This is a genomic window from Xanthomonas arboricola pv. juglandis (genome assembly GCF_001013475.1).
Taxonomy (GTDB): domain Bacteria; phylum Pseudomonadota; class Gammaproteobacteria; order Xanthomonadales; family Xanthomonadaceae; genus Xanthomonas; species Xanthomonas arboricola.
In genome coordinates, this window is record NZ_JZEF01000003.1 from 342,862 (window position 1) to 358,141 (window position 15,280).

Sequence of the window (15,280 nt, forward strand, 5' to 3'; positions counted from 1 at the left end):
TGCATGCAGCGGAGATGGCGAAACATGTGGTGGATGCTGGGGCTGTGGTGTGCGTCGGCAGTGGCATGGGCGCAGACGCCTGCCGCCACTGCAGCGCAGCCAACGCCCACATCGACGTCGACGTCCCCCGAGTTGCTGGTGGTCTCCACCGACATCGGCGACGACATCGACGATGCGTTTGCGCTCGGGTTGTTGCTGCGTAGCCCGCAGCTGCATGTGCTGGGCATCGCATCGGCCTGGGGCGACACCAGCGTGCGTGCGCAGTTGCTGCAGCGCCTGTTGCAGCAGGCCGGGCGCAGCGAGATTCCGTTGGCGGTGGGCGCACGCACCACCAGCGCGATCCCCTTCAGCCAGGCGCGCTGGGCCGCCAGGGGACAGTTGCCCGGCAAGCTGCCGGATGCGGCGGCGATGATCCTGCAGCAGGCGCGCCTGCACCCTGGCAAGGTGACCTTGCTGGTATTGGGGCCGATGACCGACGCCGCAGTGGCGCAGCAGCGCGACCCGGCCGGCTTTGCCAAGCTCAAGCGCATCGTGGCGATGGGTGGTTCGGTACGCGTTGGCTACGGCAAGTCGGCCTATCGTCCGGCCAGCGCGCCGGCGCCGGAGTACAACATCCTGGCCGATGTGCCGGCGGCGCAGCGGGTGTTCGCGGCCGGCGTGCCGATCGTGTTGCTGCCCTTGGACGCCACCCAGATCACGCTGGAAGAACCCGAGCGCATCGCCTTGTTTGCACATGGCGATGGGCTCACCGATGCGCTTACCCAGCTGTATTACCAGTGGCGCAATACCGACCAGCCCTGGGCCAGCGCCACGCCGACCCTGTTCGACGCAGTGCCGGTGGCCTGGCTGCTGCGCCCCGACCTGTGCCCGACCACGCCGCTGCATCTGGACGTCGATGCGCAGGGCTACACCCGCGAAAGCACAGGCACGCCGAACGTGCAGGCCTGCCTGCGTGCGGACAAGCCGGCGTTGATCGACCTGTACATGCGCACGGTGCTGCAGTTGCGCTAGGAGCGGCTGTCAACAATGTGGTGAGTGCCGGCTTGGTGGCGAGTGAAGTGGTTCATCGGCCGCACTTTGGGATGCAGTCAAAAGCCTGGTTGGTCGTGTGCGCGATGCCCTCACCGCTCGCGGGACACGCCGCAAGTACGTCCTTGTAGGCTCGGTGGCGGCATCCATGCCGCCACACGGTCCCGCAATCGGCGAGGACACCGCACCAGAAAATGCGTCGGTTGCTTGGTTGAACGCCTGCTTGTTGCTCTGCTTGCGATGGAACGGTTGTTGGACGCACCATCCTCCGAACAATGCACGCCATGCCCTGTGTGCGCCCCTGCACACCGACCATCTCGACTGGTCCTTGCCCGCCCACCGTCGCGGGACCTTACGCGGCATGGATGCCGCGTAAGAGCCTACATGGACGTACTTGCGGCGTGTCCCGCGATGGTGGGCGGGTAAGGGCCCTGCAGCCAAGCCGCAACTCAGCGACCTGCCATGGACCGTCAAACCACTGCGCTCACCGTTGGTCGAGCGCGCAGGTGCCATCGCAGCGCTGGCCCGGTGGCGCGTCATCGCCGCCCATCGGCAAGTCCCCGCGTCGCCTCATGCCGCCATCGGTGACATGAACGGCATCGCTATACTTACGTCCTCAGTCATCGGGTAGTGCGAATGGACAGCCGGGAATCAGGGATGAAGTGGTCGGGCACGCGGCGCATGTTGCTGTGGGTGGTCTTGCTGGGCGTGGCGATCGGCGCGGTGGCGTGCAAGCGCAACGAAAGCGGCCAGCTGCCTGCCGCCACTGGCGAGGCGATCAAGGCCGACAAGCAGGCCATCACCGGTTTTGCGCTGGCGCGCGCCTATCCCGACCAGACCGGCGACGGCCTGTCGCTGGCGCTGGAATTCTCGCGGCCGTTGGTGGGCACGCAGGACTTCGATGCGCTGGTGCGTTTCGAGGAAAAGGTCGGCACCGGCGACAGCAGCTGGACGCTGTCCGACGACGGCAAGACGCTGCGCTACCCGTACGTGGAAGCGGCCAAGGACTACACCGTGCTGGTCGACGCCAACCTGCTGGCCGCCGATGGCAGCCGCCTGGGCAAGCCGTTCAAGCAGAAGGTCTACACCGGCGCGCTCAAGCCAGTGGCCGGGTTCGCTTCGCAAGGCAGCGTGCTGCCGGCACGCGAGAGCCGCGGTCTGCCGGTGGTGTCGGTCAACGTGCCGGAAGTGGACGTGGAGTTCCTGCGCGTGCGCGAGAAGTCGCTGCCGGCGTTCTTCCAGCAGTTCCAGCGCGGCGGTCGTCGCGGCAGCTGGGAGCTGGAGAGCGAATATAACGACAAGCAGCCGTTGTCCAAGCTGGCTGACCCGGTCTACGTCAATCGTTTCATTCTCGGCGGCAAGCAGAACGAGCGCGTGCTGACCTACCTGCCCACGCAGGACATCAAGGAACTGCAGGAGCCGGGCCTGTACTTTGCGGTGATGAAGCGTGCCGGCAGTTTCGACAATGGCTTCGACACCGCGTTCTTCACCGTCAGCGACATCGGCCTGCACACGCGCGCCTACAAGGACAAGCTGTTCGTGCACACCGCCTCGCTGCAGAGCGGCGAGCCGATCAAGAACGTGGAAGTGCGCGTCCTCGATGCCAAGGGCGAGCTGTTCCTCAAGGGCGCCACCGACGGCAACGGCAATGCGCTGCTCAACTACACGCTCGATGCCGGCCACGTGCTGGTGGCGCGCAGCAAGACCGATATCTCGGTGCTGCCGTTCAACCAGCCGGCGCTGGATTTGAGCGAATTCGCAGTGGCCGGGCGCGAGAGCGCCTGGTTCGACGTGTTCGCCTGGGCCGGCCGCGACCTGTATCGCCCCGGCGAGACCATGCGCGTGTCGGCGATCCTGCGCGACAACGACGGCAAGCCGACCAAGCCGCAACCGGTATTCCTGCGCCTCAAGCAACCGGACGGCAAGACCTTCCGCGAGACCAAGCTGCAGCCGGGCGAGCAGGGCTATTTCGAGTTCAGCCAGCAGATTCCGGCCGATGCGCCGACCGGCCGCTGGCAGGTGGAATTCCGCACCGATCCGGCCAGCAAGGACGCCGTGCAGGGCATGACCGTGCGCGTGGAAGAGTTCCTGCCCGAGCGCATGAAGCTGGATCTGGACAGCACCCAAAAGACCCTGAGCGCCGGCCAGCCGTTCACGCTGGTCGCCAATGCCGCGTATCTGTATGGCGCGCCGGCCGATGGCAACCGCTTCACCGCCAAGCTTGCGGTCAGCGTCGAGCAGCATCCGCTCGAGTCCTTGCCGGGCTGGTTCTTCGGCGACCCCACGCTGGAGCTCCCGCGCGACGCCAAGGACGTGATCGACACCGAGTTCGGCAGCGATGGCGTATTGCGCGAAGACATCGCGCTGCCTGCCGAAGCCAAGCCGGTCAGCACGATTGCGGCGGTGGTCTCGGGCAGTGTGTACGAGACCGGCGGGCGTACCGTCACCCGCAGCGTCAAGCGCGTGCTGTGGCCGGCCAAGGCGCTGGTCGGCGTGCGCCCCCTGTTCGACGACAAGGACGGTACCGACGCCAACGGCACCGCGCGCTTCGAAATCACCCGCGTGGATGCCGATGGCAAGCCGCAACCGGCCAAGGGCCTGAAGGCCACGCTGGTGCGCGAGCTGCGCGACTACCACTGGAACTACACCGACGACCATTGGGATTACGACTTCACCCGCCGCTTCGAGAACAAGGACACGCGCACGCTCGACATTGCCGGCGGCAACGCCAAGCTCGAGGTCCCGGTGGAGTGGGGCGAGTACCGCCTGGACGTGTTCGACCCGGCCACCGGGCTGACCACGCGCTACCCGTTTCGCGCCGGCTGGAGCTGGAACGACGAGAACCGCGGCCTGGATGCGCGCCCGGACAAGGTCAAGCTGGCCTTGGACAAGACCGCCTATCGCGCCGGCGACACGCTCACCGTCACGCTGACCCCGCCGCATGCCGGCAAGGGCGTGCTGCTGGTGGAAAGCGACAAGCTGCTGTACGTGCAGGACATCGACGTCAAGCCGGGCAGCAGCTTCGAAATCCCGGTGACCGACGCGTGGGAACGCCACGATGTCTACGTCACCGCGCTGGTGTTCCGCGGCGGCAGTGCGCCGAGCAAGATCACCCCGGCGCGTGCGGTGGGTGTGGCGTATGTGCCGATGGACCGCAAGGCGCGACGCGTGGCGGTGGGCCTGGCTGTGCCCAAGCAGATGCGCCCCGAGCAGGCGTTGCCGGTGACGGTAAGCGTGCCCGAGCTGGCCGGCAAGGCGGCGCACGTGACCATCTCGGCGGTGGACGTGGGCATCCTCAACATCACCCGCTTCCCGGTGCCCGATGCCAACGCGCAGTTCTTCGCGCAGCGTCGTCTGGGCACCGATGCCTACGACATCTATGGCCGCGTGATCGAGAGCTTCGAAGGCGCCAGCGGCAAGCTCAAGTTCGGCGGCGACATGGCGCTGGAAGCCTTGCCGCAGGCCAAGCGCCCGACCGCGCGCGTGCAGACCGTGGACCTGTTCTCCGGCTCGGTGAAGCTCGATGCCAAGGGCAATGCGCGCGTGCAACTGCCGGTGCCGGATTTCAACGGCACGCTGCGGGTGTCGGCGTTGGTGTATTCGGATACGCGGTTCGGCAACCACGCGGTGGAAACCGTGGTGCGCGCCCCGATCCTGGCCGAGGCCAGCATGCCGCGCGTGATGGCGCCGGGCGACCGCAGCACGGTGACGCTGGATGTGCAGAACTTCACCGGCAAACCGGGCGAGTTCAATGTGCGCGTGGACGGGATCGGCCCGCTGGCCATCGCCGAGGCGGCGCGCAGCGTCAAGCTTGGTGTGGATGCCAAGCAGACGCTGAGCTTCCCGCTGAGCGCCACCGAAGGCTATAGCGTGGCCAAGGTGCGCGTACGTGTGGACGGCAACGGCTTCAAGGCCGACCGCAGCTACGACCTGCCGGTGCGTGCGGGCTGGCCGCAGGTGTTGCGTGCGCAGACGCGCGTGCTTGATCCGCTGGCGCCGATCACCCTGGACAGCGGCTTTGCCGATGGCCTGATGGCCGGCTCGGTGACCGCGCGCATGGTGGTCAGCCCGCTGCCGCCGATTCCGTTCGCCAGCGCCCTGCAGGGGGCGTTGGACTATCCGTATGGCTGCGCCGAGCAGACCACCAGCAAGGGCTACGCCGCACTCTTGCTCGACGATGCCACCGCCAGGGCGCTGGGCACCAAGGGGCTGGAGGCGGGCAAGCGCCGCGAGCGCATGGAAGGCGCATTCGGTCGCCTGGCCTCGATGCAGATCGCCAGCGGGCATTTTTCGATGTGGGGCGACGACGGGTACGTCAATCCGGGCCTGACCCCGTATATCGCCGAGTTCCTGCTCGACGCCAAGGACGCCGGTTTTGCGGTGCCCGACAACGTGCTGCAGAAGGCGCTCAATCGACTCAGCGAGGATCTGCTGTCCGGTGGCAACGAGTTCTACGGGCAGGATCGCCGCGATAGCCTGAAGTTCGCCAACCAGGCCTGGTCCGGCTATGTGCTGGCACGCGTCAACCGCGCCCCGCTGGGCACGCTGCGCGCGCTCTACGACAACCAGCGCGACAAGGCGCTGACTGGTTTGTCGCTGGTGCATCTGGGCGCGGCGTTGTCGCTGCAGGGCGACACCAAGCGTGGGCAGGCGGCGATCAAGGCCGGTTTTGCCAAGGACAGCAGCGAGCGCCCGCCGTACCTCGCCGATTACGGCAGCGCGATCCGCGACGATGCCTTGATGATGGCGTTGCTGCACGAGCGTGGCTTGTCCAAGCCCGACTACGACACCCGCGCAGTGGCATTGGGCCGCGCGCTGGATGCACGCCGCGCCACCGGCTGGCTGTGGCTGAGCACGCAGGAGCAGGTGGCGCTGGCGCGCTTGGGCAAGGCCTTGATGGTCGGCCAGGGCAAGCAGGTGTCCGGCACCTTGACTGTTGGCGGCCAGACGCAGGAGATTGCGCCGGCACGCCTGTTCGGGCGCAGTTTCGACAGCGCCGCCCTGGCGCGCGGCGTGCAGTTCGCACCGCAGGGCGAGGCACCGATGTACGCCAGCCTGGAAGTGGCCGGCATCCCGCGCAGCGCACCGGAGCCGGACACGCGCAATCTCAGCGTGGAGCGCAGCTGGTACACCACCGACGGCAAACCCTGGACCCCGCGTGCATTGAAGGAAGGCGAAGCGCTGATCGTGCGCGTCACCATCACCGCCAACAGCGACATGCCGGACGCGCTGCTGACCGACCTGTTGCCGGCCGGCCTGGAGATCGAGAACTTCAATCTCGGCGATGCCAAGCAATGGGCCGATGTGGTGGTGGACGGCATCGGCATCAGCGAGCGTTCCAGCGCCGCCGACGTCAAGCACGAAGAGTTCCGCGACGACCGCTATGTGGCCGCGCTGGCGCTGTCCTCGGGCAGCAAGGCGCAGCTGTATTACCTGGTGCGCGCAGTCACCCCGGGCACCTACACGGTGCCGCCATCGTTGGTGGAAGACATGTACCGCCCCGAGCTGCGCGGCGTGGGGCGCAGCACGCCAGCGACGCTGACGGTGGTGCAGCCGTAAGGCGACAAGGTAGGAGCGCGCTCGCGCGCGATGGGGCTTTCCCGGTAACGCCCCATCGCGCGCAAGCGCGCTCCTACGTTCGGGGTTTTCTCACCGAAGCGAGTGTCCGACTCCGATGCAAGCGTTTGCGTGGCTGGGCCAGCATGCATCGATGGTCAACTCTACTTCCGCAGGACATCGCGCGCTTCGTCGTGGCCGGCGCTCGCTGGCAGTTGCTGCTATCTCCTCACCGTAACAACCTGCCAGCGGCGACGTGTATTCGACGATTTTCAGCTGGCCGCATCAGCATGCCGCGCGTTCATCGCCGCGCTGCCAGAAGATGCCACGTTACTTGCCTGGGTGCCGATGCCGGACCATGTCCACTGGCTGGTGCAGTTAGGCGATGTCACTCCGCTCGCGCGGACCGTGTCATGCATGAAGGCGGCAAGCACGCGTGCGGTCAACCAGCAACGCAGGATGCCCGACGTGGTCTGGGCGCGGGCCTACCACGACCGCGGCCTGCGCAAGGACGACGATCTGCGCATCGTGGCTCGTTACCTGATCGCCAACCCGCTGCGCGCCGGGCTGGTCGAGCGGGTCGGCGACTATCCATTCCGGGATGCAATCTGGCTGCCGTAGGAGCGCGCTTGCGCGCGATCGGGCGTCACCGGGAAAGCCCCATCGCGCGCAAGCGCGCTCCTACGCCAGCGCTTCTTCGCTTACGGCGACATCGTTGCGCACTGTCTTATCGATGAGATGCCAGCGACACGCAAGGGTCATTTTTGCTGGCTACGGTGGCGTGCTTTCTCACAGGCGCGGCATTCCCGCTGCGCGATCTCGGGATTCCATGCAGCGCTCCGATTCGTACCGTTTGCACTTGTCCGCTCTCGCCGTTGCCATTGCGGCGTGTTCGCCAGCCTCGCAGGCATGCGCCCACGAGTGGGCGGCCAGTCCAGTCGACGCTTCAGCTCAAACGTCTGTTGCGGCCATGACCGCGACCGCGGGCGCATCAGCGAGCGCAGCTATAGCTACAGCTACAGCTACAGCTACAGCTCATAATGACCAGGCAACCACACCCAAGGCCGAAGTTGCGACTGCAAGGCAACGTTCTTCATTGCCAGCAGATGCATCCGCTGATTCCATAGACCCTGCATCCCCTGCATCCCCTGCATCCCCTGCATCCCCTGCATCGTCCACGTCGCCTGCAGCGCCCACGTTGCCTGCATCGGCACAAGGCGAGGCATCCAGTAGCGACGCATCGGCCACCACCAAAACCGGCGTGCAGACCCTCGATGCCATGCAGGTCACCGGCGTGCGCCGTGCCAATGCCGCCGCGGTGGAAAGCAAGCGCGCGGCAACCAATATCACCGATGTGATCAGCGCCACCGATGTGCGCGCCTTGCCCGACAGCACCATCGTCGAAGCGCTGCGCCGCGTGCCCGGCCTGTCGGTATTGCCGGCCACCGACAACGAGCATCCGCGCGACGAGGCCGCCACCCCGGTCTTGCGCGGCCTGGGCCCGTCCTACAACAACGTCACCATCGATGGGCTGACCATTGCCTCGCCCGGCACGCCGAACGGCACGCTTGGCTCGATCACCCGCGGGGTGCGTCTGGACCTGCTGCCGGCATCGATGGTCAGCGAGTTGCAGGTGGTCAAGACCTTCACACCCGACCTGGACCCCAACGCAACGGGCGGGGCGATCAACCTCAAGACGCGCAGCGCCTTCGAAAACGGCGGCAAGCCCTTCTTCAGTGCCGAAGCCGCGCTGGGCCACGCCAACGATGTCGGCAAGCCGCGCGACCAGGACGACCCCGGCTATCGCTTGAACGCCACCGGCAGCCGCACCTTCGGCAGCGAGCAGCAGTACGGGGTCACCCTGTCGGCCAACTACCAGACGCTGAGCAGCTACACCGAAACCCATATGACCACCGACACGGTGCATTACGGGTTCTACGACAACAACGGCGTGCTGCAGACCGGCGCCAACCTCGGCAATGGCTGGGCGGTGCCGCAGCAGGACAAGTACTGGTACGTGCAGAACCAGCGCGACCGCTATGGCGTCACCGGCAAGTTCGAAGTGCATCCCAGTGCCGCGCTCGAAGCCTATGCGACGGCCGGCTACTACTATTTCAAGGACAATATGGAGCGCAACGAGGTCCTCATCGACCCGCGCAACCGTGGCCAGGTGTTCAATCAGACCGCCACCTCCGGCAGCTATCCCGGCGGCGACATCGAGGTGGGCTATTCCAACCAGATCGTCACCACGCGCACCAAGGTCGCGCAGCTGGGCACGATCTGGCGGCCGACCGATCGGCAACAGTTTTCCGCGCGCGGCGCGTGGTCGGACGCGACCTACGACGAGCCGATCCGCATGATCAAGTACGCCACCGGCATCACCCGCGCCGCACCGGTAGCGCTGGGCCAGACCGGCAGCGGTGTGACCATCAATGCCACGCCCAACTACGCATTCAACTACGACACCTCCGGCTTCGATCAGCGCTTCGGGGTGTCGCCGCAGGCCTACAACGACCTGGGCAACTACAGCCTGTCGTACTGGCGCCCGGACTACAAACGCACTGCGGCCGATCGCATCCTCACCGGCCGGCTGGATTACGGTTTCAACCAGGGCGAGAGCGATCAGGGGATCGGCTTTGCCGCAGGCGTGTCGTACACCACCGACAAACCGTCCTACGACATCTATCGCGTCGAGTATCAGCCCAATACCAGTGCGCCGGCGTTTGGCTTGGCCGATGTTGCGGGTACCGGCCGGGCGCCGATGCGCTACGCCGGTTTGAACCTGATCACCATCGATCCAGACAAGGCCAATCGCGCATTGGCTGCAACGCCACTGAGCGCGTTCAACAGCACCGACCAGCAGGCCTTCAGCAATCAGGACAACTTCACCCATACCGAAAAGACCTTCGGCAGCTATGGCCTGGTCAGCTACCGCAGCGAGCGTTTCAATGTGCAGGGCGGCCTGCATTTCGACAGCACCAGGCTCGATACGGTGGGTCGCCAGCGGCAGCTGGATGCCGCGACCAACCGCTATGTGTATGTCGATAACCCGACCAGTGCCGATTACCACTATCTGCTGCCCTCGGCCATCATGACCTACCACCTGACCGATGCACTGGACCTGCGCGCCGGCGCAAGCCGTACGCTCGGCCGCCCGCCATACGATGCGTATGCGGCGCGCACCTCGATCGGCTTCGTCAACACGGCCGATGCCGGCAACCCGAATGCGCAAGGCGTCACCGTCACCATCGGCAACCCGGACATCAAGCCGCGCGTGTCCAATAACCTGGATCTGTCGCTGGAATGGCGCCTGCCTGGCGATTTCGACGCGTTCGCGTCCACGGCCGTGTTCGACAAGCGCATCCAGGACGAGATCTTTACGCTTTCGCGCACCGACAGCTTCACGTTCGACGGCACCACTTACGCCAACGCGCTGATCAGCACGCCGGCCAATGCCGCCAAGGCGCGTATCCGCGGGGTGGAGTTCAACGGCATCGTCAACAACCTGGCGCCGATCGCGCCGTGGCTGAGTGGGGTCGGTTTCAGTGCAAATTTTGCGGTGCTCGATGGCAGCCTGGATGTGCCCTACAGCGTTGGCAGCGGCAGCAATGTGAGCCAGCGCGAGCGCAAGCTCGACAACCTGGTCGGGCAGCCCGACTACACCGCCAACGCCACGCTGTTCTACAACACCGGCGGGCTGGAGCTGCGCGCGGCCTACAATCGTCAGGGCAAGGCCTTGCGTGCCATCGTCAGCAATATCGATTGGCAGGACCTGTATTGGTCGCCGCGTTCGCAGCTGGATTTCACCGCGACCTATGCGATCAGCAAACAGCTCAGCCTGATCGGCCAGGTCAGCAACCTCACCCACAGCCGCATCACCAGCGTGACCGGCCCCGGGCAGAACCTGCTCAAGGACAGTTATTCGGTACCCACGACGTATTGGTTCGGTCTGCGCTTTACGCCGACGTTCTAGGCGCGGCGAAGCTGGCATGACGAGCAGAGCTCAGGCAAGTGCGCGCGGTGCGTGGAAATCAAGGTGTGCACCTGGCAGGCGCCATGCTGAGTACCCGCCGCGCCTACCTGACCGACACGCAATAGTTCTGTTAATCCCTTCAAGCGGAGTTGTTCGATGACCTTACGTACTGCCGCCACCGTCGCGGCCATGCTGTGCGCGGCACTGGCCACCCATGCGAGCGCGGCGCCCACCGGCGTGGCTGCAATCCAGGCCCGGCTGACCAATCCTGACGGCGGCATCGTGGTGGTGGCCCATCGCGGTTGCCATGCGCCGGCACCGGAACATGGTTTCAAGGACAGCGCACCGGAGAACTCGCTGGCCGCGCTGGAGCGCTGCATCGCCATCGGTGCCGACGTGATGGAGACCGATGTGCGCCGCGCCGCCGACGGCACTCTGGTGATGCTGCACGACGCCACCGTGGACCGCACCACCGACGGCACCGGCAAGCTGTCCGAGCTGACCTTGACCGACCTGCAAAAATTGCGGCTGCGCAGCGACGAAGGTGGCGCGCAGGCACCGCTGACCGATCAACGCGTGGTCACGCTCGAGCAGATGCTGGCCAGGTCCAAGGGCCACATCCTGCTCAACCTGGACGTCAAGGATGCGATCTACGTGCAGGTGGTCGATGCGGTTGCCCGTGCCGGCATGCAGCACCAGGTGATCGTCAAGGCCGAAGCCGGCATCGCTACGCCGCCACTGGCGGCGATGCTGCCGTTCGACAAGGTGTATTTCTTCCCGATCCTGATCAACGCCCATGGCACTGCCGACCTGGCCGCGATCGCCACTGCGCAGACACGCAACGCGCATCCGGTCGCGTTCGAGCTGCCCAAGATGACAGCAGCGCAATTGCCGGCGTTGGTTGCAGTGAGCAAGGCACATAACGTGCGGCTGATGGTCAACTCGCTGTGGGAAGGGTTCATTGCCGGCTATGGCGGCGACGCCGATGCCGAGCGCGATCCGGACAAGGTCTGGGGCCGCATGCACCGCGATGGCATTTCCATCATCCAGACCGATGCGCCGGAAGCCTTGCTGCGCTATCGCGCGTCGCTGGAGCAGCGGTGAGCGTCGCGTTGCATCACCGCATGCAGCTGGCCTGCGACGGGAGCGGATGTCGCCGCGCAATGTGATCCGTAGAACTGCGTCGGTGGTGTTGCCGTTATAGTCAGCGTTCGTTTGCACGCAAGGACGTCTGCATGCCGCTCGATACATCCCTGCGCCGACTCACACCGCATGTCGTCTGGTTGTTGGTGCTGCTGGTCGCGCTGCAGGTGCGCGATGTCGCCAAGGCCCTCGGTTTTCCAATCCCGAAAATTCCGGTCCCTTACGGCGGTGGGATTCTCGACAATCTGCTCAGCGTAGTGGTCGTGCTCGTCGCAGCGGCGTTGCTGCGTCCTGGCATGCCAGGCGAGCTCGCGGCGCGTCTGGGGTTGCGTTGGAACGGCTTGCGCGGCCCGGCGCTGACGTTGCTGGCCACACTGCCGTGTTGGCTGGGGCTGTGGACGCAGTCCAGCTCGGTCGGCACCGACGATCTGCTTGGCCTGCTCTGGTTGGCGCTGCTGTTTCCGCTAGCGGAAGAAATCGTGTTTCGCGGTTTCGGCTTCGTCTTTGCCTGCCGTGCGCTGGCCTGGCGTCCGGCAATCGTCGCGCTGGTGCAGGCGGTTGTGTTTGGCGGTGTGCATTGGCTCGGGGCTGGCGGTGGAGGTGGCGAGGCGTTGTTGATCTTCGCCATTACCGGTATCGGTGCGCTGCTGTTTGCCATCGTGGACGCGCAGGATGGCTACACGATCTGGAGCGGCTGGGTGTTGCATGTCTCGCTCAACGCGGCCTGGACGGTCTTTGCGGTCTCCGATTCGGCCGCCAGCGGCTGGCTCGGCATTGCGTTGCGCCTGTCTGCGGTATTCCTGGCGATGGGGCTGCTGCGGCTGTTCGTAAGGCCGCGTCGCTCGCCGCACGCGGACGTGGTGGGCTAGCGCACCTGTCGTCGCGCAAGCAGGAGCGTACAGTCACGTTGATCGCTCAACGCCGCAGCTTGCCGCGCGCGATGGTGGCCGAAATGCGTTTTGCCCTGCATCCTTGGCAGGATGGATGAGCAGCAGCACGCGCAGGCAAGGATCGACCAGACGCAGGAACGCGTCGCTGGCGACGATGGTGTGGCTCGGCGTGGCCGGCGCTGGTTGACGGGGCTACGCTGGAGCGCCGTGGCACTGTTGTCTGCGGTGTTGCTGCTGGACCTGGCCTTCCCACTGCCGCTGCCCAAATCACGGGACACCTCCACGCTGGTGGTGGCACGCGATGGCACGCCGCTGCGCGCGTTCGCCGACCGCAACGGGGTGTGGCGTTATCCGGCCAGCCCGCAGAGTGTGTCGCCGCTGTATCTGCAGGCGCTGCTCAATTACGAGGACCGCTGGTTCTGGCGCCATCCCGGAGTCAACCCGTGGGGCCTGCTGCGTGCCGGCGGGCAGTGGATCGGGCAGGGGCGCATCGTCTCCGGCGGTTCGACGTTGACCATGCAGGTGGCGCGCATCCTCGACCCGCATACGCGCACGCCGTGGGGCAAGGCCAAGCAGCTGCTGCGCGCGCTGCAGCTGGAAGCGCACCTGAGCAAGCGCGAGATTCTGACGCTGTATCTGGAGCGTGCGCCCTATGGCGGCACCATCGAAGGCGTGGAAGCGGCCAGCTGGGCGTACCTGGGCAAGCCGGCCAGGGCCTTGTCGCAGGCCGAGGCTGCGCTGCTGGCGGTGTTGCCGCAATCGCCCAGCCGCCTGCGCCCGGATCGCCATCCCGAGGCCGCGCAACGCGCGCGCGACAAGGTGCTCGATCGCATGGTGGAGCTGGGCGTGTGGTCGCGCGCGCAGGTGGACGATGCGCGGATCGAGCCGGTGGTGACGCGCTCGCTCAAACCGCCGTTGCATGCGGCGCTGCTCGCGCAGAGGCTGCATAGCGCGCAACCGCGCGCGGCACGCATCGTGACCACGCTGGATGTGGAGCTGCAGCGCACCCTGGAAGAACGCGTCACGACATACTTTTCGCAGCTGCCCGAGCGTACCTCCGCGGCATTGCTGGTGGTGGACAACACCACCATGGAAGCACGCGCATACGTGGGCTCGGCCAGCTTCGGCGATCGCAAGCGGCTGGGGCATGTGGACATGGTGCAGGCCTGGCGCTCGCCCGGTTCCACGCTCAAGCCGTTCCTGTACGGCATGGCGTTGGACGATGGGTTGATCCACTCCGAAAGCCTGTTGGTGGATGCGCCGCAGAGTTTTGGCAGCTACCGGCCCGGCAATTTCGATGCGGCCTTCAATGGGCCGGTGAGCGCGGCGACGGCGTTGCGGTTGTCGCTGAACGTGCCGGCGGTGGACCTGCTCGACCGGATCGGCCCGGCGCGGTTTGCCGCGCGGCTGTCCAATGCCGGGATCGAGCTGCGCTTTGCGCACGGCAGCGTGCCCAATCTGGCGTTGATCCTGGGTGGCACAGGCGCGCAATTGCAGGAACTGGTCGGTGCATTTGCGGCGCTCAATCGCGGCGGCATCGCCGGGCGCGTGCGCTATACGCCGGACGATCCGCGCATCGAGCGCCGGCTGATGTCGCCGGGTGCGGCCTGGATCGTGCGCGAGATCCTGCAAAGCAATCCGCGCCCCGGGTACGGCAGCGGCACCTTCGACACCGCCACGCGCCCGGGCGTGGCCTGGAAGACCGGCACCAGCTACGGCTACCGCGATGCCTGGGCGATCGGCGGCACGCGCCGTTACACGGTCGGGGTGTGGGTGGGGCGTCCGGACGGTACGCCGCTGCCGGGCCAGTACGGCGCCGTCACCGCGCTGCCGCTGATGTTCGAAGTCATCGATGCCTTACCGCGCAGCGCCGGCGATAGCGCGCCGGTGCCGATGCCGGCCACCGTGCAGGCGCTGGACATCTGCTGGCCGCTCGGCGGCGCGGCCGATCAGACACCGCCGGCGCAATGCGCACGCCGTGCCGACGCCTACGTGCTCGATGGCGCAGTGCCGCCCACCTTTGCCGAGCGCGACGCACGGCTATGGCAAAGCGGGCAGCTGCATTTCGACGTGGATGCGCGCAGCGGCCAGCGGCTGTCGCAGGAGTGCAGCCAGGCGCATGAACGCGTGCCGCATGCAGTGGCGCGCTGGCCGGCATTGGTCTCGCCCTGGCTCAGCGCCGCCGAGCGCAATGCTGCGCAACTGCCGCCACTTGCGCGGGACTGTCTGCCCGATGGGCGCATGACCGGTGGCGGTGTGCTGCGTATCGACGGGCTGAGCGATCGCGCCACGCTGGCGCGTGCCAACGCCACCTCGCGTCCGGTGCGCCTGCAACTGCGTGCCCTGGGCAGCGACGCGCGCATCGACTGGCTGCTGGACGGCCGCTGGATCGCGCAGACCAACGGACGCCAGGGATTTCAGCGCGAATTTGCCGAGGTCGGCACGCATACGCTCACCGCAATGGCCAGCGACGGTGCCTGGACGCAGCTGCGCTTTCGCGTATTGCGCTGACTGGGCACGTGCTGCGCCCGACCAGCGTGCACACACTCGTAGGAGCGCACCTGGGCGCGATGAAGCGTTACAGGGGATGCCCCGTCGCGCCCGGGTGCGCTCCTACGGCAGCAGGCAACCACACACCATCCAACGGCACACAAAACAGACAGGGCGCTCAAGGCGCCCTGTTTGCTTA

6 protein-coding genes and 1 pseudogene are annotated in these 15,280 nt (G+C 66.4%); all 7 read left to right on the forward strand.

Features of this window, described 5'->3' with window-relative positions; genetic code table 11:
• Nucleotides 1-33 precede the first annotated feature (33 nt).
• Nucleotides 34-1,011 (forward strand): nucleoside hydrolase, encoded by a 978-nt coding sequence (locus XARJCFBP2528_RS12350; RefSeq protein WP_026064469.1) that lies wholly within the window; start codon nucleotides 34-36, stop codon nucleotides 1,009-1,011.
• A gap of 675 nt (nucleotides 1,012-1,686) precedes the next feature.
• The gene (locus XARJCFBP2528_RS12355; protein WP_016903140.1) at nucleotides 1,687-6,588 is read left to right on the forward strand and encodes an alpha-2-macroglobulin family protein; all 4,902 of its coding nucleotides are present in this window, start codon (nucleotides 1,687-1,689) and stop codon (nucleotides 6,586-6,588) included.
• A gap of 151 nt (nucleotides 6,589-6,739) precedes the next feature.
• A pseudogene (locus tag XARJCFBP2528_RS12360) lies at nucleotides 6,740-7,206 on the forward strand (REP-associated tyrosine transposase).
• A 208-nt stretch (nucleotides 7,207-7,414) separates the two neighbouring features.
• Entirely contained in the window at nucleotides 7,415-10,558 is a 3,144-nt protein-coding gene (locus tag XARJCFBP2528_RS12365; protein ID WP_047124745.1) for a TonB-dependent receptor, read from the forward strand.
• A gap of 156 nt (nucleotides 10,559-10,714) precedes the next feature.
• A complete protein-coding gene (locus XARJCFBP2528_RS12370) occupies nucleotides 10,715-11,662 on the forward strand; it encodes a glycerophosphodiester phosphodiesterase family protein (RefSeq protein WP_039510344.1) in 948 nt (315 codons plus the stop codon).
• A 131-nt stretch (nucleotides 11,663-11,793) separates the two neighbouring features.
• Nucleotides 11,794-12,570 (forward strand): CPBP family glutamic-type intramembrane protease, encoded by a 777-nt coding sequence (locus tag XARJCFBP2528_RS12375; RefSeq protein ID WP_172641691.1) that lies wholly within the window; start codon nucleotides 11,794-11,796, stop codon nucleotides 12,568-12,570.
• Nucleotides 12,571-12,681: 111 nt separating this feature from the next.
• Entirely contained in the window at nucleotides 12,682-15,102 is a 2,421-nt protein-coding gene (gene pbpC / locus XARJCFBP2528_RS12380; protein WP_016903928.1) for a penicillin-binding protein 1C, read from the forward strand.
• Nucleotides 15,103-15,280 lie beyond the last annotated feature (178 nt).

Excerpts from the sequence above, each read along its gene's own strand:
- XARJCFBP2528_RS12350 (WP_026064469.1), top strand. The coding sequence starts at position 34 with ATGCTGGGGCTGTGGTGTGCGTCGGCAGTGGCATGGGCGCAGACGCCT.
- pbpC (WP_016903928.1), top strand. The coding sequence starts at position 12,682 with ATGGATGAGCAGCAGCACGCGCAGGCAAGGATCGACCAGACGCAGGAA.
- XARJCFBP2528_RS12355 (WP_016903140.1), top strand. The coding sequence starts at position 1,687 with ATGAAGTGGTCGGGCACGCGGCGCATGTTGCTGTGGGTGGTCTTGCTG.
- XARJCFBP2528_RS12375 (WP_172641691.1), top strand. The coding sequence starts at position 11,794 with ATGCCGCTCGATACATCCCTGCGCCGACTCACACCGCATGTCGTCTGG.
- XARJCFBP2528_RS12365 (WP_047124745.1), top strand. The coding sequence starts at position 7,415 with ATGCAGCGCTCCGATTCGTACCGTTTGCACTTGTCCGCTCTCGCCGTT.
- XARJCFBP2528_RS12370 (WP_039510344.1), top strand. The coding sequence starts at position 10,715 with ATGACCTTACGTACTGCCGCCACCGTCGCGGCCATGCTGTGCGCGGCA.